Origin of the sequence: Ramlibacter sp., from assembly GCF_036383835.1 — a bacterium.
Classification (GTDB): Bacteria; Pseudomonadota; Gammaproteobacteria; order Burkholderiales; family Burkholderiaceae_C; genus Ramlibacter.
In genome coordinates, this window is the sequence record NZ_DASVNN010000045.1 from 1 (window position 1) to 20,528 (window position 20,528).

General features: G+C 67.6%; 13 protein-coding genes, 1 tRNA gene and 1 pseudogene. 10 read left to right on the forward strand and 5 right to left on the reverse strand.

Annotated elements, in window-relative coordinates:
• The 5 genes and pseudogenes from VF522_RS07550 to VF522_RS07575 form a co-directional block, all read left to right on the forward strand.
• Positions 1-3,597: pseudogene (locus tag VF522_RS07550) on the forward strand (response regulator); the annotation flags it as partial.
• A gap of 26 nt (positions 3,598-3,623) precedes the next feature.
• The gene (locus VF522_RS07560) at positions 3,624-5,714 is read left to right on the forward strand and encodes a response regulator (RefSeq protein ID WP_330907621.1); all 2,091 of its coding nucleotides are present in this window, start codon (positions 3,624-3,626) and stop codon (positions 5,712-5,714) included.
• 30 nt (positions 5,715-5,744) lie between these two features.
• Positions 5,745-5,835: transfer RNA gene (locus tag VF522_RS07565), tRNA-Ser, on the forward strand.
• A 343-nt stretch (positions 5,836-6,178) separates the two neighbouring features.
• Positions 6,179-7,669, forward strand: a complete 1,491-nt coding sequence (locus VF522_RS07570) for a MerR family transcriptional regulator (protein WP_330907622.1) — start codon at positions 6,179-6,181, stop codon at positions 7,667-7,669.
• 20 nt (positions 7,670-7,689) lie between these two features.
• Entirely contained in the window at positions 7,690-8,079 is a 390-nt protein-coding gene (locus VF522_RS07575; protein WP_330907623.1) for a hypothetical protein, read from the forward strand.
• Here VF522_RS07575 and VF522_RS07580 read toward each other — a convergent pair.
• Positions 8,043-9,032 carry an SPFH domain-containing protein gene (locus VF522_RS07580; protein ID WP_330907624.1) on the reverse strand — a complete coding sequence of 330 codons (990 nt, stop codon included), beginning with the start codon at positions 9,030-9,032 and terminating at the stop codon, positions 8,043-8,045. The genes VF522_RS07575 and VF522_RS07580 overlap by 37 nt on opposite strands.
• A 16-nt stretch (positions 9,033-9,048) precedes the next feature.
• Complete coding sequence (locus VF522_RS07585) at positions 9,049-9,465, reverse strand: NfeD family protein (RefSeq protein ID WP_330907625.1); 417 nt, start codon at positions 9,463-9,465, stop codon at positions 9,049-9,051.
• A 113-nt stretch (positions 9,466-9,578) separates the two neighbouring features.
• Here VF522_RS07585 and VF522_RS07590 point away from each other — a divergent pair, with 113 nt between their 5' ends.
• The gene (locus VF522_RS07590) at positions 9,579-11,867 is read left to right on the forward strand and encodes an arginine/lysine/ornithine decarboxylase (protein ID WP_330907626.1); all 2,289 of its coding nucleotides are present in this window, start codon (positions 9,579-9,581) and stop codon (positions 11,865-11,867) included.
• A gap of 107 nt (positions 11,868-11,974) precedes the next feature.
• Here the strand turns inward: VF522_RS07590 and fabI are convergent, their stop codons facing one another.
• Positions 11,975-12,757, reverse strand: a complete 783-nt coding sequence (fabI, locus tag VF522_RS07595; protein ID WP_330907627.1) for an enoyl-ACP reductase FabI — start codon at positions 12,755-12,757, stop codon at positions 11,975-11,977.
• A gap of 37 nt (positions 12,758-12,794) precedes the next feature.
• Here fabI and VF522_RS07600 point away from each other — a divergent pair, with 37 nt between their 5' ends.
• From VF522_RS07600 to VF522_RS07615, 4 genes are all read left to right on the forward strand, one after another.
• Positions 12,795-14,624: an extracellular solute-binding protein gene (locus tag VF522_RS07600; protein ID WP_330907628.1), complete on the forward strand. Its 1,830-nt coding sequence runs from the start codon at positions 12,795-12,797 to the stop codon at positions 14,622-14,624.
• Positions 14,624-15,652: a microcin C ABC transporter permease YejB gene (locus VF522_RS07605; protein WP_330907629.1), complete on the forward strand. Its 1,029-nt coding sequence runs from the start codon at positions 14,624-14,626 to the stop codon at positions 15,650-15,652. The genes VF522_RS07600 and VF522_RS07605 overlap by 1 nt, the downstream gene beginning before the upstream one ends.
• A gap of 76 nt (positions 15,653-15,728) precedes the next feature.
• Entirely contained in the window at positions 15,729-16,766 is a 1,038-nt protein-coding gene (locus VF522_RS07610; RefSeq protein WP_330907676.1) for an ABC transporter permease, read from the forward strand.
• Complete coding sequence (locus VF522_RS07615) at positions 16,763-18,391, forward strand: dipeptide ABC transporter ATP-binding protein (RefSeq protein ID WP_330907630.1); 1,629 nt, start codon at positions 16,763-16,765, stop codon at positions 18,389-18,391. Before VF522_RS07610 ends, VF522_RS07615 begins: the two co-directional genes overlap by 4 nt.
• Here VF522_RS07615 and VF522_RS07620 read toward each other — a convergent pair.
• On the reverse strand, positions 18,388-19,038 hold the full coding sequence (locus tag VF522_RS07620) for a hypothetical protein (protein WP_330907631.1): 651 nt from the start codon (positions 19,036-19,038) through the stop codon (positions 18,388-18,390). The two genes, VF522_RS07615 and VF522_RS07620, sit on opposite strands and share 4 nt — an antisense overlap.
• The gene (locus VF522_RS07625; RefSeq protein WP_330907632.1) at positions 19,035-20,441 is read right to left on the reverse strand and encodes a selenium-binding protein SBP56-related protein; all 1,407 of its coding nucleotides are present in this window, start codon (positions 20,439-20,441) and stop codon (positions 19,035-19,037) included. The genes VF522_RS07620 and VF522_RS07625 overlap by 4 nt, the downstream gene beginning before the upstream one ends.
• Between the last annotated feature and the right edge of the window lie 87 nt (positions 20,442-20,528).

Here is a 20,528-nt window from a genome sequence, read left to right on the forward strand (position 1 = left end):
GAAGGCAAGCTGGGCGGCCAGGCCTACGTGCAGGGCGTGGCCGGCACCTGGAAGGACCTCACGGACAACGTGAACTTCATGGCCGGCAACCTGACCTCCCAGGTGCGGAACATCGCGGACGTGACGAAGGCGGTGGCCGCCGGCGACCTCTCCAAGAAGATCACGGTGGACGTGAAGGGCGAGATCTCGGAGCTGAAGATCACCATCAACACGATGGTGGACCAGCTCTCCTCGTTCGCCTCGGAAGTGACCCGCGTGGCGCGGGAGGTGGGCACCGAAGGCAAGCTGGGCGGCCAGGCCTACGTGCAGGGCGTGGCCGGCACCTGGAAGGACCTCACGGACAACGTGAACTTCATGGCCGGCAACCTGACGTCGCAGGTGCGCGGTATCGCCAAGGTGGTGACCGCCGTGGCCAACGGCGACCTCGAACAGAAGCTGACCGTGGAAGCCAAGGGCGAGATCGCCTCGCTGGCCGACACGATCAACTCCATGACCGACACGCTCGCGACCTTCGCCGACCAGGTGACCACCGTGGCCCGCGAAGTGGGCGTGGAAGGCAAGCTGGGCGGCCAGGCCAAGGTGCCGGGCGCGGCCGGTACCTGGAAGGGCCTGACGGAGAACGTGAACCAGCTGGCCGCCAACCTCACCACGCAGGTGCGCGCGATCGCCGAGGTGGCGACGGCCGTGACGCAAGGTGACCTGACGCGGTCCATCACGGTGGAGGCGCAAGGCGAGGTGGCCGCGCTGAAGGACACCATCAACGAGATGATCCGCAACCTGCGCGACACCACGCAGGTGAACACCGAGCAGGACTGGCTGAAGACCAACCTCGCCAAGTTCTCGCGGATGCTGCAGGGCCAGCGCGACCTGGTCGCCGTGGGTCACCTGATCCTGTCCGAGCTGGCCCCCGTGGTGGGCGCGCAGCAGGCCGAGTTCTACGTGCTGCGCTACACGCAGGAGCAGCCCAAGCTGCGCCTGATGGCGTCGTATGCCTCGGACGGCCACGGCGCCTACGGCAAGGAGGTCGACCTGGGGCAGGGCCTCGTGGGCCAGGCCGCCTTCGACAAGAAGAAGATCATGCTCACCTCGAGCTTCCCGGAGACGCTCAAGATCGTCTCGGGCCTCACGGAGAGCGCGCCGCTGAACGTGCTGGTGCTGCCGATCATCTTCGAAGGCCAGGTGCGCGGCGTGATCGAGCTGGCCTCGGTGGAGCGCTTCAACCCGACCCACCAGGCCTTCCTGGACCAGCTGACGGAATCGATCGGCATCGTGATCAACACGATCGAGGCCAACATGCGGACGGAAGACCTGCTGTCGCAGTCGCAGTCGCTGGCCCAGGAACTCCAGTCGCGCCAGGAAGAACTGCAGCAGACCAACGAGGAGCTGCAGGAGAAGGCGCGCCTGCTGGCCCACCAGAACCAGGAGGTGGAGCGCAAGAACGCGGAAGTGGAACAGGCCCGGCAGGAGCTGGAGAACAAGGCCAAGCAGCTGGCCCTGACCTCCAAGTACAAGTCGGAGTTCCTGGCCAACATGTCGCACGAGCTGCGCACGCCGCTGAACTCGCTGCTGATCCTGTCGGACCAGCTGTGCAAGAACCCGGAAGGCAACCTCACGCCCAAGCAGGTGGAGTTCGCCAAGACGATCCACTCGTCGGGCAACGACCTGCTGATGCTGATCAACGACATCCTGGACCTGTCCAAGATCGAGTCGGGCACCGTGGTGGTGGACGTCAACGAGCTGCGCCTCTCGGACCTGCAGCTGTACGTGGAGCGCACCTTCCGCCACGTGGCGGAAGCCAAGAACGTGGACTTCACCGTCCGCACCGGCCTGAACCTGCCGGCCTCCATGGTCACGGATGCGAAGCGCCTGCAGCAGATCCTGAAGAACCTGCTGTCCAACGCCTTCAAGTTCACGCACCAGGGCCACGTGACGCTGACCGTCGAGGAGGTGTTCGCCGGCTGGAGCGCCGACAACGACGACCTCAACCGCGCCCAGCAGGTGCTGGCATTCTCGGTGTCCGACACCGGCATCGGCATCTCGCCCGACAAGCAGCAGATCATCTTCGAGGCCTTCTAGCAGGCCGACGGCTCCACCAGCCGCAAGTACGGCGGCACGGGCCTGGGCCTGGCGATCTCCCGCGAGCTGTCCAAGCTGCTGGGCGGCGAGATCCGCCTCGTGTCCGCGCCCGGACAGGGCTCGACCTTCTCGCTGTACCTGCCGCTGGTCTACATGGCCACGCGCATGGCGCGCCGCGTGACGGGCGATTTCCGTCCCGACCAGACGATCGCGCCGGTGCCCAAGCGCCTGCCCAACCCGCAGCTGCCCTTGGTGGACGAGCTGATCGAGGACGCCGTGGAAGTGCCGGTCGAGCCCGACGAGGCGCTGGCCGCCGACAACGTGGCGAACGACGACCGCGACAACATCCAGCCCAGCGACACGGTGCTGCTCATCGTCGAGAACGATCTGGCCTTCGCCCGCTTCCTGCTGGACGCCGCGCGCAGCAAGGGCTTCAAGGGCCTGGTGACCACCGCGGGCGCCGGCGCCCTGACGCTCGCCAGCCAGCACAAGCCCTCGGCCGTGACGCTGGACATGCACCTGCCCGACATGGCCGGCTGGCGCGTGCTCGACCGCATCAAGAACGACCTGACGCTGCGCCACGTGCCGGTGTGCGTGATCTCCACCGACGACAGCAAGGACCGCGCCTTCCAGTCCGGCGCGCTCGCCTTCCTCGAGAAGCCGATCCGCTCCAAGGAGGTGCTCGATGCGATGCTCGAGAAGCTGCACGCCTACGTGTCGCGCACCGGGAAAAGCCTGCTGGTGGCGCTCGCCGACGAGAACGCGCGCACCGGGCTGCTGGCCGAGATCGAGGACGAGCAGATCGATGTGACCGTGGTCGCCACGGGCCCGCAGCTGCTGCAGGCCCTCGACGACGCCCGCTTCGACGCGGTGGTGCTGGAGGACGGCTTCGGCGGCACCGACCCGCGCGAGTTCCGCCGCGCCATCGCGACCCAGGCCGGCATCGGCCCGGTGCCCCTGGTCCTCTATCGCGGCGACGAGGGCGTGCGCAACGCCTGGCATTCGGACGAGGGCATCACCGTGCAGGAAGTGCAGGGCGGGGCGCGGCTCTTCGACGCCACGCTGATCGCGCTGCACCGCAGCCTCTCGCGCCTGCCCGAGGCCAAGCGCAGCGTGATCGACGACGTCTACGAATCGGCCAAGCCGCTCGCCGGCAAGCGGGTGCTGATCGTCGACGACGACATGCGCAACATCTTCGCGCTGGCCACCGTGCTCGAGGAGCACGGCATGGACATCGTCTGGGCCGACAACGGCCGCGAGGCGATCAACCGCGTGGCCAACGACCCCGGCATCCAGGTGGTCCTGATGGACATCATGATGCCGGAGATGGACGGCATGGCGACCATGAAGGAGATCCGCAAGCTCCCGCAGGGCCGGAATCTGCCTATGATCGCGGTCACCGCGAAGGCCATGAAGGGAGATCGCGAAAAGTGCATCGAGGCAGGCGCCTGGGACTACCTGGCCAAGCCGGTGAACACACCGGACCTGCTGGCGGTGCTGCGCGCGTGGCTGCAGCAGTGAAGCGGCAAAGGCAGTAAGGAGAACAGGTGACGAGCGCTGCGAGTCCTCCGCAGGAGGCCCCCGAGAAGGTCAACATCCTGGTGGTGGACGACCTGGCGGAAAAGCATGTCGTCTTCCGCACCATCCTCGACGAGCTCGACCAGAACATCGTCAGCGCCCGGTCCGGGCAGGAGGCCCTGAAGTTCATCCTCGAGATGGAGTTCGCGGTCATCCTGCTCGACGTGAACATGCCGGACATCGACGGCCTGGAAACCGCGAGCCTGATCCGGCAGTACAAGAAGTCGTCGCAGACCCCGATCGTCTTCATCACCGCCTACGTCGACGAACTCCAGGCGCGCCGCGGCTACGCGCTGGGCGCGGTGGACTACATCCCGTCGCCCGTGGTGCCGGAAGTGCTGCGCTCCAAGGTGCGGGTGTTCTGCGAGCTGTTCCGCATGAACCGCCAGCTGCAGAAGCAGGCGGTGCAGCGGGAAGCCCTGGCGCGCTCCGAGGCGGCGCGTGCAGCCGCGGAGGAGGCGATCCACCGGGCGGACTTCCTGGCCGAGGCCAGCCGCGTGATGTCCCGGTCGCTGAACCTCGACGACACGCTGGCCGCGATCCTGGACCTGTCCGTGCCCATGCTGGGCGAGCGTGCCGTCCTCGGCATCCCCGGCAAGGACGGCGGCGTGCGGCGGCTCGAGATGCATCCGGCGCCGCGCGCCGACGACCCCGAAGTCTTCACCCCGGAGCTGCGTGCGGCGGCCGACCTGGTGATCCGCGACAAGGAGTTCCGCCTCGCGAAGTGGGACACCGGCCGTGCGGCCGCGATCTGCCCGCTGATGGCCGGCGACGAGATCCGCGGCGCGCTGGCGCTGCTGGGCGACGACACCGTGTTCGACGGCAACCGCGTTTCGCTGATCCGCGAGTTCGCGAGCCGCGCCTCGATCGCGATGGAGAACGCGCGCCTGTATTCGGCGGTGCAGGAAGCCGACCGCCGCAAGAACGAGTTCCTGGCGATGCTGGCCCACGAGCTGCGCAACCCGCTGGCGCCGATCCGCAATGCCGTGCACATCCTGTCCAGCGCGGAGGAACTCGCGCCCAAGCTCGCCTGGGCCCGGGACGTGATCGGCCGGCAGGCCGACCACATGGCGCGCCTGATCGACGACCTGCTGGATGTCTCGCGCATCGTCCAGGGCAAGGTGGCCGTCAAGCCGGAGAAGCTGCAGCTGTCCACGCTGGTCGAGCGTTCGGTGGAAGCCAGCTCGCCGCGCCTGGGCGCGCGCGAGCAGGTGCTCGACGTCGTGCTGCCGAAGGAGAACGTGGAACTGGACGGAGATGCGGTGCGGCTGTCGCAGGTGCTCTCCAACCTGATCAACAACGCCTGCAAGTTCTCGCCGCCGCGCAGCCGCATCCGGCTGGATGCGAACTACGGGGACGGGGAACTGCAGATCGCGGTGAAGGATGAAGGCGCCGGCATCGCCGCCGAATTCCTGCCGCGGATGTTCGACCTGTTCGCCCAGGCCGACCAGTCGCTGGACCGCTCCCAGGGCGGCCTCGGCATCGGCCTCACGCTCGTGAAGCACCTGGTGGAACTGCACGGCGGCCGGGTGTGGGCGTCGAGCGAAGGTCTGGGGAAGGGGGCGCAGGTCACGATCGCGCTGCCGGCGCACATCGCCACCCAGGGGGTCGCCCCGGCGCCGCAGCCGACGCAGCGCCCGTCGCCCGCGCGCATCGAAAGCTCCCGCATCCTGGTGGTGGACGACCTCGCGCCTTCGGCCGAGACGCTCATGACGCTGCTGGAAATGGAGGGCTTCCAGGTGCGGGTGGCGCACGAAGGCCAGGACGCGCTGCGCATCGCGCGCGAGTTCCGGCCCGACGTCGTGCTGCTGGACATCGGCCTGCCGGGCATGAACGGCTTCGAGGTCGCCCACGGCCTGCGCAGCCAGCCCGAGTCGAAGGACGCCTTGCTGATCGCGCTGACGGGCTACGGCGAAGCCGAGAGCCGCTCGCGCTCGGCCCAGGCCGGCTTCGACTTCCACATGGTCAAGCCGGCCGACGTCGACCTGCTGCTGTCGATGCTGGCCGATCCGCAGGAGGCGCGGAAGTCGCAGAATGCTGCCGCGGCGGCGGCCGCCTGAATTTCAACTGCTACAATCGCGGGCTCTGCTGGAGAGGTGGATGAGCGGTTTAAGTCGCACGCCTGGAAAGCGTGTGAGGGTTAATAGCCCTCCGCGGGTTCGAATCCCGCCCTCTCCGCCAGACAGAACAGGAACCCGCCGCGAGGCGGGTTTTTTGTTTTCGATCGAGAAGGGCGAGCCGCCGCTCCTTCTCTGTCCAAGAGTGTCTAGACACTTAGACAGTATTGGACAATAGCCTAGACAGTTAGGTAGACAGATTAAGCTCATTGCTTAGACTGTCCGTGGCGTGCCTGCCGAGCCATCGCCCGCCCGCAGGCCCGCGGCAACCCTCATCCATTGCCAAACCGCGTCGCGACACAACCACGTCCTGTCGTGCTGTCCGGACAAACGGTATTACACAGTCTTGACGAACTGTCCAATGAGTTACATAGTCTGCCTATACAGTCTAAGACAGAGGCAACTCGTTGCTCACCAGCAAAGAGATCATCGAGCGGACTGGCATCTCGCGTGCCACGCTCAACAACTACATCGCTAGCGGACTCGTCCCGCGGCCGCAGGTGCTGCCGCCGGGTCCGGAGCATGGAGCTGCGCCTCGCATCGGCTATTTCCCGGACGACACGATCGCCCGGATCGAAACGATCCAGCGCTTCAAGCGCGAAGGCTGGAGCATCACCCGGATCGCCGAGCACCTGGCGGCGCACCCGCCGGCGCCCGACGCAGCCGCGCCCGCGCCGGCGGTTCCCGTTCCCGCACCCGCGGTTCCGGCCCGGGGGGCGTCCGTCACGGCGCCGATCGCCGATCCGTCCGGCCGCCTCTGGCTGCGCGACATCCGCCACCCCGCCTACATCGTCGACGAGTCTTTCCGCGTCGTGTGGATGAACGACGAGGCGCGGTCGGCGGGCCTGTCCCCGCTGTCCGGCCCGGCGGACGCCGGCACCAGCGTGTTCGCATCGCTGCTGGAAATCGACCCGGCGAAGGGCCGCGACGCGATCCTGCGTTTCCACCTGGCCGTGGCCCGCCAGCGCTCCACCGACGCGGCCGACCTGTTTCGCGACCTCCCGGCCGCCGACGCCGCGGCGCTGGAAGCCATGCTGCGCGACGCCCGCTCGCAGGACGCGCGGCTGGTCAGCCACGCCGTAGTGCCTGCCGGCCCGGGCGTACCCGCGCGCCTTGCCTATGCCGTCCACCTGCGCGACGGCGTGCTGTTTGCCTATGCGCCGGGCACCGCCGCGGAAACGCTGCCGGCGGCCCCGCGCGCCAACGGCAAGTCCCCGGCTGCCCCGGTCCTCACGCCGGTGGCCGTGCTGGTCGCCTCGCTGCAGGACGCCAACGGCCTGTGGGTGCGGCTGACCGCCCAGGAATATTTCGAGCTCCTCAACGAGGTCTGGACCGAGCTCGATCGCATCTTCCGCCGCCACCACGGGGTGCGCGGCGCGCAGACCGGCGAGGTGCTGGTCTGCTACTTCCTCCCCTCGGAGGGGCAGAGCTACCTCGGGAACGCCTTGGCCGCCGCGCAGCAGACACGCGACGCGATGCGGCAGGTCAGCCGCCGGTGGCACCTGCGCAAGAGCTGGGACATCGAGCTGGCGATGAACGTCGGCGTCGACGAAGGACAGGAGTGGATGGGGGGCGTTGGGAGCGCAGCGCTCGGCGCGGTCCGGGTGCTGGGGGACGCCCCGGACCGCGCCGAGCAGCTCGCGCGTTCCGCCCGCATGGGCGCCGTGCTGCTCACCCGCAGCCTGGTGGGCAAGTTGCCTCCCGGGGACCTGCAACGGGCGACCTATGGCGTGCCGGCCCAGGACGGCAGCGAGGCCCGCGTCCTCTTCACCTTCGCCCGCCTCGAAGACATCGCTTCCCCCTCGACGGTCCCTGCGCGCTTCGCCGACCTCGCCGTCGCCGAACTCCTGGACCTCAAGTTCCCGAACCCCGACCCCGGCGCCGGCGGCGCAGTCTGACAAGAAAGAAAAGGACAGCCATGTCTTGGTTCAACACGAAAGACCTTCGCAGCAGCATCTACGCGCTGCTGAGCGTCGGCGTGCGCCGCACCACTCCCAAGGACGACCACGAGCTCAGCCGGACCGAAGCGATCCGGCAGGCGATGCTGGGGATGGTGGAACTCGATGGCAGCGAACGCGCCGAGAAGCTGGCCCGCCGCATCCGCTATGCGGACCTGGAGGCCCTGTGGTTCATGCGCGGCGAGCTCATGGGGATGATGGCGCGCTCGCACGGGGAGGTGGCGGCGCGGGAGCGGCTCGACACCCTCAGTTCGCTGTTCGAGGACCTGTTGCCCAGCGGGCTGCGCTCGCGGCCCAGCCCGCTGAACCGGGATTACCGCAACTCGCGCCCCCATTCGGACGAAAGCTGAGACCCTGCCGGCGCCGCCGGCGTGGCGGCAGGCAAGGGCGCCGGCCCCTTGGAGGCGGAGATCATCTTCATGGCGGAAGCGATCAGGCCCGACACCTCGCTCATGTTGGCGGGAATGACCAGCGTGGTCGTCGAGTCTTCCGCCACCTTGCCGAAGGCATCGACCGCACGCTCGGCCACCTTCAGCTGCACCGCCTGCTCGCCGCCCGGCAGGCGGATCGATTCGCCGACCTTGCGGATCGCCTCGGCCGTCGCTTCGGCCACGGCCAGGATGGCGGCGGCCTCGCCCTGGGCCTTGTTGATCTCGGCCTGTTTCTCGCCCTCGGACCGCGCGATGAAGGCCTCGCGCTCGCCGGTGGCGATGTTGATCTGCTCCTGGCGCCGGCCCTCGGAGGCCGCGATCAGCGCGCGTTTTTCCCGCTCCGCCGTGATCTGGCGCTGCATGGCGTGCAGGATCTCCTTGGGCGGCGTGAGGTCCTTGATCTCGTAGCGCAGCACCTTCACGCCCCAGTTCAGCGCCGCCTCGTCGATGGCCTGGACCACCTGCGCGTTGATGATGTCGCGCTCCTCGAAGGTCTTGTCCAGTTCCAGCTTGCCGATCACGCTGCGCAGCGAGGTCTGGGCGAGCTGGGTGACGGCGACGACGTAATTGGAGCTTCCATAGCTGGCGCGCGTCGGATCCGTCACCTGGAAGTACAGGATTCCATCGACTTGAAGTTGCGTGTTGTCCCTCGTGATGCAGACCTGGCTGGGCACGTCCAGCGGGATCTCCTTCAGGCTGTGCCGATAGGCGACGCGGTCGATGAAGGGCGCCAGGAAGTTCAGTCCCGGGGTGAGGGTGCGGTGGTACTTGCCCAGGCGCTCCACCACCCAGGCGTTCTGCTGCGGCACCTGCTTGACGGACTGCGACACGAAGATGCCGGCAATGACCAGCAGGACGATTCCGAATTCCATGCGTTCTTCTCCTTCTTCAAATCTTCTCGACGACCAGGCGGCTGCCGTCGACGTGGCGCACGCGGTGCGCTCCGGTGCCTTGCGGGGCGCCTTCGACGGGCACGGCCGTCCAGACCGCGCCGCGGTAGCGCACCTGCGCCGTGTTCTCGCTGGTCCAGGCGTCCACATGCACGTGCTCGCCGCTGTCGAAATCCAGGTTGGTGCCAGCCGTGCCCGCGGACTGGCGCCCGCGCAGGAAGTGCCAGCCGGCCACCGCCCCGCCGCCCACCACGGCCGCGGCGACCAGTTGCGTCGGCATGGAGGCGCCGAGGTGCGCGGCGAGGGCGCCGGCGGCCAGTCCCACCGCGAACATCAGCAGGTAGAAAGTGCCCGTCAGCAATTCGACGGCCACGGCCGCACCGGCGAGCAGCCACCAGAGAGTCGAGTCAGCCATAAGTCCCCTTTGGCCGGATTGTGGGCGAAAACCCCGGCCGCGGCCCAAAGCGCTGCTGCGGATTTCATACACTTCGCCCCTCGTTCGCCTTTTTCGCCCCTGGACACCTGCTCATGAAGTTTCGTTTCCCCATCGTCATCATCGACGAAGACTACCGGTCGGAGAACCTCTCCGGCCTGGGCATCCGCGCCCTGGCGCAGGCGATCGAGGCCGAGGGTTTCGAGGTGCTGGGCGTCACCAGCTACGGCGACCTGTCGCAGTTCGCGCAGCAGCAAAGCCGCGCCAGCGCCTTCATCCTGTCGATCGACGACGAGGAGTTCACGCCCGGACCGGACCTGGATCCGGCGGTCGTCAACCTGCGCAACTTCATCGCGGAAGTCCGCCGCAAGAACGCGGACGTGCCGATCTACCTGTACGGCGAAACCCGGACCTCGCAGCACCTGCCCAACGACATCCTGCGGGAACTGCACGGCTTCATCCACATGTACGAGGACACGCCGGAGTTCATGGCCCGCCACATCATCCGGGAGGCGCGCGCCTACCTGGAGGGCATCCAGCCGCCGTTCTTCAAGGCGCTGCTCGATTACGCGGAAGACGGCTCCTATTCCTGGCACTGCCCCGGGCACTCGGGCGGCGTGGCCTTCCTGAAGAGCCCGGTCGGCCAGATGTTCCACCAGTTCTTCGGCGAGAACATGCTGCGCGCCGACGTCTGCAACGCGGTGGACGAACTGGGCCAGCTCCTGGACCACACCGGCCCGGTGGCGGCCAGCGAGCGCAACGCGGCGCGGATCTTCAACGCAGACCACTGCTTCTTCGTCACCAACGGCACCAGCACCTCCAACAAGATGGTCTGGCAGCACCAGGTGGCGCCCGGCGACGTGGTGGTGGTGGACCGCAACTGCCACAAGTCCATCCTGCACTCGATCATCCTCACCGGCGCGATCCCGGTGTTCATGAAGCCGACGCGCAACCACTTCGGCATCATCGGCCCGATCCCGCAGAGCGAGTTCTCGCCGGAGTCGATCAAGGAGAAGATCCGGGCGAACCCCTTGCTGAAGGGGGTGGATGCCGAGAAGGTCAAGCCGCGCATCCTGACGCTGACGCAGTCGACCTACGACGGCGTCCTGTACAACACCGAGACGATCAAGGGCATGGTCGACGGCTACGTCGATGCGCTGCACTTCGACGAGGCCTGGCTGCCGCACGCGGCCTTCCATCCCTTCTACGGCAGCTTCCACGCCATGGGCCGCAAGCGCGCCCGGCCGCAGAAGTCGCTGGTCTATTCCACGCAGTCCATCCACAAGCTGCTGGCCGGTATCAGCCAGGCGAGCCACGTTCTGGTGCAGGACGCCAAGGAAAGCAAGCTCGACCGGCACCTGTTCAACGAGTCCTTCCTCATGCACACGTCGACCAGCCCGCAGTACGCGATCATCGCGAGCTGCGACGTGGCGGCGGCCATGATGGAGCCGCCCGGCGGCACCGCGCTGGTGGAGGAATCCATCGCCGAGGCCATCGACTTCCGCCGCGCCATGCGCAAGGTGGACCAGGAGTACGGCAAGGACTGGTGGTTCAAGGTCTGGGGGCCGGACAAGCTGGTCGAGGAGGGCATCGGCCGCGCCGACGACTGGATCATCAAGGGCGAGTCGCGCACGGCCAAGTGGCACGGTTTCGGCAACCTGGCCGAAGGCTTCAACATGCTGGACCCGATCAAGTCCACCATCGTCACGCCCGGCCTGGACCTGAACGGCAAGTTCGCCAAGACCGGCATCCCGGCCTCGATCGTCACCCGCTTCCTGGCGGAGCACGGGGTGATCGTGGAGAAGACCGGCCTGTACAGCTTCTTCATCCTGTTCACCATCGGCATCACCAAGGGCCGCTGGAACACGCTGCTGTCGGCGCTGCAGCAGTTCAAGGACGACTACGCCAAGAACCAGCCGATGTGGCGCATCCTGCCGGAGTTCTGCCAGCAGTTCCCGCGCTACGAGCGCATGGGCCTGGCCGACCTGTGCCAGTACGTCCACGAGCTGTACGCCAAGTACGACATCGCGCGCCTGTCCACCGAGATCTACCTGAGCGACCTGACGCCGGCGATGAAGCCGAGCGACGCCTTCGCGCACATCGCCCATCGCAAGACCGAGCGGGTGGAGATCGACCACCTGGAAGGCCGGATCACGACCGCGCTGATCACGCCTTACCCGCCCGGCATCCCGCTGCTGATCCCGGGCGAGGTGTTCAACAAGCGGATCGTCGACTACCTCAAGTTCGCCCGCGCCTTCAACGAGGAGTGCCCCGGCTTCGAGACCGACATCCACGGGCTCGTGAGCGAAGTCGACGAGAAGACCGGCAAGGTGCGGTACTACGCGGACTGCGTGAAGCAGGGCGGTTCCATCGGGAACAAGTAGCCGTCATTCCCGCGCAGGCGGGAATCCAGAGCATCCAGTAACGAGAAAGGGCCGCAGTGCGGCCCTTCTTCAATGCCCTGGGCCCCCGCCTCCGCGGGGGTGACGGATCATTCCTCCACCGCGATCGCGGTGTGGCTGAAGCCCCCATCCACGTAGGTGATCTCCGAGGTCACGCCGCCGGCCAGGTCGCTCAGGAGGAAGGCGGCGACGTTGCCGACGTCCTCGATCGTCACGTTGCGGCGGATCGGGGCGATGTCCGCCACCACCTTCAGCAGCTTGCCGAAGTCCTTGATGCCGCTGGCGGCCAGCGTCTTGATCGGCCCGGCGCTGATGCCGTTGACGCGGACGCCCTTGGGGCCCAGCGAGCCGGCCAGGTAGCGCACCGACGCTTCCAGCGAGGCCTTGGCCAGGCCCATGGTGTTGTAGTTCGGGACGATGCGCACCGAGCCGAGGTAGGACAGGGTCAGCAGCGCCGCCTTGTCGTTCAGGTAGGGCAGCGCCGCCTTGGCCATCGCCGGGAAGCTGTAGGCGCTGATGTCGTGCGCCACCTTGAAGGCCTCGCGCGACAGGCCGTCGAGGAAGTCGCCGGCGATCGCCTCGCGCGGGGCGAAGCCGATGCTGTGCACGAAGCCGTCGAACTTGGGCCACACGGCCGAGAGGTCCTGGAACAGCTTGGCGATCTGCGCGTCGTCGCCGACGTCGCAGTCGAACACCAGGTTCGAGCCGAACTCGGCCGCGAATTCGGTGATGCGGTCCTTGAACCGTTCACCCACGTAGCTGAAAGCCAGCTCCGCGCCCTGGTCCTTGCAGGCCCGGGCGATGCCGTAGGCGATGGAGCGGTTGGACAACACGCCGGTGATCAACAATTTCTTGCCAGTGAGGAAGCCCATGGAACTCTCGTGTGAAAAAACTCGGCAGAATTGTCTCATGCGAGGTTTGCTCTTATTGCTGGCCTGGGGCCTGAGCCCGGCCGCCTGGGCCGCTCACGGCTATGCCCTCTGGGGCGACCTGAAGTACCCGGCCAACTTCCCGAACTTCTCGTACGTGAACCCGCAGGCCCCCAAGGGCGGGGAACTGCGCCTGGTGAGCAACCTGCGCTATTCCACGTTCGACAAGTACAACCCGTTCACGATCAAGGGTTCGCCGCCGGCCTACCTGTCGACGCTGATGTTCGACTCCCTGCTGACCGGCGCGGCCGACGAGGTCGGCTCCGGCTATGGCCTGCTGGCGGAGGACGTCGACGTCCCGCCGGACGGCCTGTCCGCCACCTTCCGGCTGCGGCCGCAGGCGCGCTTCCACAATGGCGACCCCGTGCTGGCCGCGGACGTGAAGCACAGCTTCGACACCTTGCTCGGGCCCTACACCTCGCCGGCCTACAAGACCTCGCTGGAGGACCTGGACGGCCTCGACGTGATCGACGAGCGCACCGTGCGCTTCCGCTTCAAGCGCAAGAACCGCGAGATGCCGCTCACGGTGGGCGGCATGCCGATCTTCAGCCGCAAGTGGGGCGTCGAGAACGGCAAGGCCAAGCGCTTCGACGAAGTCGTGATGGACAAGCCGATCGGCAGCGGTCCCTACAGGATCGGGGACGTGAAGTTCGGCAAGGACATCACCTACGTGCGCGACCCCAATTACTGGGGCCGCGACCTGAACGTGCGCCGCGGCAGCGCGAACTTCGACCGCATCACGGTCAAGATCTACACCGATCCGGCCGCGCGGCTGGAGGCGTTGAAGGCGGGCGAGTTCGACCTGATGCGCATCAACATCTCCAAGGACTGGGCGCGCGCGATGATCGGGCGGAAGTTCAATTCGGGCGAGCTGGTGAAAGGCGAATTCCGCCACCAGTTGCCGGCGGGCTTCCAGAGCTACATCCTGAACACTCGCCTGCCGAAACTGCAGGACGGCCGGGTGCGCGAAGCGCTGGGCCTGGCCATGGACTTCGAGTACATGAACCGGCAGCTGTTCTACAACTCCTACCAGCGCGTGCAAGGCCTGTTCGGCAATACCGAGTGCAAGTCGACGGCGACCCCACCGCCCGAGGAACTGGCCTTACTGGAGCCCTGGCGCGGCAAGGTGCCGGATGCCGTGTTCGGGCCGATCTACGTGGCACCGCGCACGGATCCGCCGCATTCGCTGCGCGACAACCTCCGCAAGGCGCGCGAGCTCCTCAAGCAGGCGGGCTGGGAGGTTCGCGACGGCGCCCTGCGCAACGCCAAGGGCGAACCGATGGTGCTGGAGTACCTGGACAGCCAGGAAACGGGCGCCCGGGTGGTCACGCCGTGGATCCGGAACCTGGAGAAACTCGGCGTGACCCTGAAGTTCCGTCCGGTGGACTACGCGCTGTACCAGCAGCGGCTGCAGAAGAAGGAGTTCGAGGTCATCTCCCTGAACATCCTGGGCACCCACACGCCCGGCCAGGAATACGTGGACCTGTTCGGCAGCAAGGCCGCGGACATCGAGGACTCGGGCAACTACACGGGCATCAAGAGCCCGGCGGTCGACGAGCTGCTGCGACGGATGACCAGCGCGCAGACCAAGGCGGAATTCCTGCCCGCCTGCCGTGCCCTGGAGCGCGTGGTCATGCACTCGCACATCCTGATCCCGCAGTGGACCGCACCCACGCACCGCATGGTCTACAACGCCTGGCGGCTGCAACCCAGCGGCGCCATGCCGCCCTATGCGCAGGGCGAAGGCTGGGTCATCGACAACTGGTGGGCGAAGGGCGGCCGACAGGGCGCCAACGGCAGGGACGGCTGATGGGATCCTATATCGCGAAGCGCCTCCTCCTCATGGTGCCCACGCTGCTCGGCGTGCTGCTGGTGACGTTCGTCGTCACCCAGTTCGTCCCGGGCGGACCGGTGCAGCAATACCTCGCCGAAGCGCGAACGAGCGTGGGCGGCGGCGGCGAAGGCGGCACCTTCAGCTACCGGGGCGGGCAGGGCGTGGACACCAAGCGGATCGATGAGATCAAGAAGCTGTACGGCTTCGACAAGCCGGCGCACGAGCGCTTCCTGCAGATGCTGGGGCAGTACGCCCGCTTCGACTTGGGCAAGAGCTTCTTCCAGAACAAGGAAGTCTGGCAGCTCATGGTCGAGAAGCTGCCCGTATCGGTCAGCCTGGGACTCTGGACCTTCTTCATCAGCTACCTGATCGCGATCCCGCTGGGCGTCGCCAAGGCGGTGCGCGCCGGGTCGCGCTTCGACCTGTTCTCGACCCTCGTCGTGCTGGTGGGCTACGCGATACCGGGCTTCGTGCTGGGCGTGGCGATGCTGGTGATCTTCGGCGGCCAGCTCGGGTGGTTCCCGTTGCGCGGCCTGACGTCCTCGAACTGGGACGAACTGAGTATCGGCGGCAAGATCGTCGACTACCTGTGGCATATCGCGATGCCCGTCACGGCCATGGTGGTGGGGAGCTTCGCAGTCACCACGATGCTGACCAAGAACTCCTTCCTCGAGGAGATCCGCAAGCAATACGTGCTGACCGCGCGCGCCAAGGGACTCGACGAAAGCCGCGTGTTGTGGAAGCACGTGTTCCGCAACGCCCTGATGCCGATCATCGCGGGCTTTCCCGCGGCTTTCCTCGGCGCGTTCTTCACCGGCTCGCTGCTGATCGAGACGCTGTTCTCGCTCGACGGCCTGGGCCTCCTCAGTTACGAGAGCGTGATCCGCCGCGACTATCCGGTGGTGCTGGGCACGCTCTATTTCTTCACGCTGATCGGCCTGCTGACCAAGTTGATGAGCGACCTCATGTACGTGTGGGTGGATCCGCGTGTCAAGTTCGACTAACCCGAATCTCCTTGCCGATCCGACCGCCGTCGGCCAGACGCAGGGCGGGGGCGCCGCCGCCACGCCGGCGTCGGTCATCGAACCGTGGGTGCACGTGTCGCCCGCGCGGCGGGCCTGGCGGCGCTTTCGCAAGAACCGGCTGGGCTTCTGGAGCCTGGTCCTCTTCGTCACCCTGGTGGTGCTGAGCCTGTTCGCCGAGGCGATCTCCAACGACAAGCCGCTGGTGGTGCGCTACCAGGGCCAGTACTACTACCCGCTCGTCCACAGCTATCCCGAGACCACCTTCGGCGGCGACTTCCCGACGGAAACGGATTACCTCGATCCCTTCATCCGGCAGCAACTGGGCCAGGGCGGCAACTTCGCGATCTATCCGCCCAACCCCTACGGCGCCAAGACGCTGAACTACTTCGCCAGGGAGCCGAATCCTTCGCGGCCGACGACCGAGAACCTGCTCGGCACCGACGACCGCGGCCGCGACATGCTGGCGCAGCTGATCTACGGTTTCCGCCTGAGCGTGCTGTTCGCGCTGGCGCTGACCTTCATGGGCGTCGTGATCGGGGTCGTCACCGGCGCCATCCAGGGTTTCTTCGCCGGCAAGACGGACCTCGCGTTCCAGCGCTTCATCGAGATCTGGGATTCGATGCCGGAGCTGTACCTGCTGATCATCTTCAGCGCGGTGTTCGCGCCCAGCGTGGCGCTGCTGCTGATCCTGCTGTCGCTGTTCGGGTGGATGGGCCTGTCCCAGTACGTGCGCGCGGAGTTCCTGAAGAACCGGCAGATGGATTACGTGCGCGCCGCCCGCGCCCTAGGTGTCGGCAACGGCCGGATCATGTGGAAGCACATCCTGCCGAACAGCATGACCCCGGTGATCACCTTCCTGCCGTTCCGCATGAGCGCGGCCATCCTGGCCCTGACCTCGCTGGACTTCCTGGGACTGGGCGTCCCGCCCGGCACGCCCTCGCTGGGCGAGCTCCTGAGCCAGGGCAAGAACAACATCGATGCCTGGTGGATCTCGTTGTCCACCTTCGGCGTGCTGGTCATGACGCTGCTGCTCCTCACCTTCATGGGCGACGCGCTGCGCGATGCCCTCGATCCGCGGAAGGCCGACACGTGACCCACGAACAGAAGCACGCCTTGCCGCCGCTGCTCGACGTCCGCGACCTGCGCGTCTCCTTCGGCGGCAAGGAAGTGGTGCACGGCGTGGACTTCTCCATCGCACCGGGCGAGAAGCTGGCGCTGGTGGGCGAGTCGGGGTCCGGCAAGACGGTCACGGCCCTGAGCCTGGTCCGTCTCGTCCAAAACGCGCACATCGCGGGCTCGGCGCGCCTCGCGCCCGCCCAGCCGAACGGCCAGCCCATCGAGCTGCTGCAGGCGTCGGAACGCGAACTGCTCGGCATCCGCGGCCGCGACATCGCGATGATCTTCCAGGAGCCGATGACGGCCCTGAACCCGGTCTACACGATCGGCGACCAGGTCGCCGAAGTGCTGCAGGTCAAGCAGGGACTGACGGCGAAACAGGCCTGGGACGGCGCGATCGAGGCGCTGGCAGCCACCGGCATCCCCGAACCGGCCCGGCGCGCCGCCAGCTATCCGCACCAGCTCTCCGGCGGGCAGCGCCAGCGCGCCATGATCGCGATGGCCCTGGCGAGCCGGCCGCGCCTGCTGCTCGCCGATGAACCGACCACCGCGCTCGATGTCACCCTGCGCGGCCAGATCCTCGAGCTGCTGGCCGACCTGCAGCGGCAGGCCGGCATGGCGGTGCTGCTGATCACCCACGACCTGAACCTGGTGCGCCGCTTCGCCGACCGCGTGGCGGTGATGGAGAAGGGCCACCTGGTGGAACAGGGCCCCGTCGGTTCCGTGTTCCAGCAGCCGCAGCATCCGTACACCCGCAGGCTGATGGAGAGCCGGCCGGCGCGCGACGTGGAGGAGCCGAGGTCCGGCAACGCGCCCGTGATGAAGGCGCAGGCGATGAAGGTGAGCTACCCGGTGCCCATCCCCGGTTTCAAGGGATGGTTCCGCAAGGGCGCTTTCGTCGCGGTGCACGGCGCCGAATTCCAGGTGCCGACCGGCGGCACGCTGGGCATCGTCGGCGAATCGGGGTCCGGCAAATCCACCATGGCGCTGGCGGCGCTGGGCCTGATCAAGCACGAAGGCGAGCTCGATGTGGTCGGCCGGAAATGGGGCCCGGACAGCAGCCGCAACCGCGGCATCCGCCGCCTCGTGCAGGTGGTGTTCCAGGACCCGTTCTCCTCGCTGTCGCCGCGCATGACGGTGGAGGAGATCGTGGGCGAGGGCCTGCTGGTGCACGAGCCGTCGCTGTCGCTCGAGCAACGGCGCGAGCGCGTCGTGCGGGTGCTGGAGGAAGTGGGTCTCGCCGAGGCGCAGTTCCCCGGCCTGCTCGGACGCTACCCGCACGAGTTCTCCGGCGGCCAGCGCCAGCGCCTGGCGATCGCGCGCGCGCTGATCGTCGAGCCTCAGTTGCTGGTGCTGGACGAGCCGACCAGCGCGCTGGACGTGACCATCCAGCAGCAGGTCCTGCGGCTGCTGCAGCGGCTGCAACGCGAGAGGGGATTGAGCTACCTCCTGATCACGCACGACGTCGACGTGATCTGGGCGATGGCCCATGAAGTGCTCGTGATGAAGGACGGCAAGGTGGTGGAGTCGGGGCGGGTGGACGAGGTGCTGCAGAACCCGCGCGATCCGTACACGCAGACGCTGGTCGCCGCCGCCCATTAAAGAGCCATCCAGAGTCCCGCCCCGCCGGCGAGCACCAGGCTGGCCGCCCAGGCGAGGTCCAGGTTGAACCAGGCACGCCGCAAAAACTGCAGGCCGAGGTAGCGGTACACCGCCCAGGCCACCGCCAGGCCGGCCAGCACCATGGCCAGCGTATGGACGGCCGCGATCAGCAAGGCCGTCACGAGATCGGAGCGGGCCAGGACCTGCTCGACGCGCGCGTGCGCTGCGCCCTCCGCCGGCCCGCACAGTCCCAGCATGAAGGGCACCAGCATGAGGCCGGCGCCGTGCGCGGTCGCCATGAGGAAGGACCACCAGGCGAGCCGGCTGGGCGGGATGCGCGCCAGCGCCCGCGGATGCCGCGGCCGGGCCAGCCGCACGAGCCCGAAGGCCAGCACCAGTCCGGCGGCACCGACCCGGATGGCCGTGCTCCATTCCACCAGCCACCCGAGCAGGGCCACCGGCACCAGCACCACCGCCATCGCCGCGAAATGCCCGCCGCCCAGCGGCAGCACCGTGCGGAAGACGGCGCCGGCACTGCGTTCGCTCAGCCCGTTCGCGACGGCGAGCGGCCAGCCCATCGCCGGACTCAGGCCGTGGTAGAGGCCGAGCCCGACGACCGTGAGCCAGAGCGCCGCGGCGGCGCTCAAGCGGACGGGTAGCAGAAGGAGTCGGTGGAGCAGTCCCCGCCTTGCAGGCGCACCTGGTGCGCGCCGTAGTGCGGCCCGAAGTCCACGTAGAACTCCTTGTCGAGAACGATGCCGCCGGCGCCGCCCACCTTGCACATCGCCTGCACGCCGGGGATGCCCTCGGGATAGAACTGCGTGTCCCAGGCGCTGTACAGCGAGTTCGTGAAGTACACGCGCTGGGCATCGCGGCTGATCTCGATCATCTGCGGCCCGCCGCCGAAGGGCTTGCCGTTGGCGTGCGGCGCATGCTGCACGATGCCGCCGACGCGCACGCTGCCGCTTTGCTTCGGCTCCATCGGGTCGCTCACGTCGTACTGCCGCAGCTCGCCGGTGCCCCAGCAGGCCACGTAGAGGTGCCTGTCGTCCAGCGACAGGTCGATGTCGCTCACCAGCGGCGGCACGGCGCCGAAGCCCTTGAGCAGCGGCGGCAGGTTCTCGGCCTTCGCCGGCTCCGGCGGGATGGTGATGGTCTTGCGCGCCTGGAACTTGCCGTTCTCGCGGTACCAGGTCCAGATCGAGGCTTCCAGGTTGGTCGTGTCGACCACCACGCCGACGAAGCCGTACTCGCGCGTCGGGTCGTGCGCGGGCCGGATCTCCAGCGCCATCTGGTGGTTCGCGCCGAGGTCGATGGTCTGCACGTGCTTGCGCTCGCGCAGGTTCCAGAAGTGCAGCGCGTGGCCGTACTTGTTGCCCAGCAGGTCCTCGGGAACGATGCCGTTCTCGAACTGCGGCGGCACCGCCCATTCGCTGGACACCATGTAGTCGCGCGGCAGGTTCCACCAGAAGTCGTAGTGCAGCTTCTGCGGCCCGCGGTCGATCTCCCAGCGCCCCAGCACCTCGAAGGTCTCGCAGTCCATGATGAAGATGCCGGGCGGCCCTTGCGTGCCGTCGGGGCCGGCGCCGCCCAGCGTGCTGACGTAGATGCCTTCCGGCCCGCAATGCACGGTGTGCGGGCGCGAGTAGCCGGTCTTCCGCAGGATCTCTTCCGGCTCGATGGTCTTGACCAGCTTGGGATGCACCGGGTCGTGCTGGGTGTCGAAGACGTAGATGCGCGAGGATCGCATGCCCGGGACGATCAGGTAGCGGCGCTGCAGGAAGGCGTGGCCCGTGAGCGGCGACAGCGCCGAGCTGCACGCGTTCCAGCCGAAGTGGTGCAGCTCGTCACCCGTGTTCGGCAGCTCCAGCTTCTTCAGCACCTGGCCGTACTTCCTCGAGGACGGGTCGACGTCGACGACCGCCAGCGCATCGGGCCGCGAGCGGTCCGGCGAGAGCAGGGCGGTGTAGCAGATGTGTTCGGGCTCGGCCTCCATCGCCAGGCGCGGCGAAGGGTGGAAGGTCGGGTCCGGGCGCAGGCGTTCGGTCATGGCAGCTCCTCGGACGTTGGGACTCGGATACTGGACGTTTCGCATCCGGAGTCAAGCCGACAGCACGCGCGGAACGGGCTTGCGGGG

Bases quoted from the DNA above. Each gene is read 5' to 3' on its own strand.
- VF522_RS07575 (WP_330907623.1), top strand. From the start codon at position 7,690: ATGTCTTGGTTCAACACGAAAGACCTTCGCAGCAGCATCTACGCGCTG.
- VF522_RS07580 (WP_330907624.1), bottom strand. From the start codon at position 9,032: ATGGAATTCGGAATCGTCCTGCTGGTCATTGCCGGCATCTTCGTGTCG.
- VF522_RS07585 (WP_330907625.1), bottom strand. From the start codon at position 9,465: ATGGCTGACTCGACTCTCTGGTGGCTGCTCGCCGGTGCGGCCGTGGCC.
- VF522_RS07590 (WP_330907626.1), top strand. From the start codon at position 9,579: ATGAAGTTTCGTTTCCCCATCGTCATCATCGACGAAGACTACCGGTCG.
- fabI (WP_330907627.1), bottom strand. From the start codon at position 12,757: ATGGGCTTCCTCACTGGCAAGAAATTGTTGATCACCGGCGTGTTGTCC.
- VF522_RS07600 (WP_330907628.1), top strand. From the start codon at position 12,795: ATGCGAGGTTTGCTCTTATTGCTGGCCTGGGGCCTGAGCCCGGCCGCC.
- VF522_RS07605 (WP_330907629.1), top strand. From the start codon at position 14,624: ATGGGATCCTATATCGCGAAGCGCCTCCTCCTCATGGTGCCCACGCTG.
- VF522_RS07625 (WP_330907632.1), bottom strand. From the start codon at position 20,441: ATGACCGAACGCCTGCGCCCGGACCCGACCTTCCACCCTTCGCCGCGC.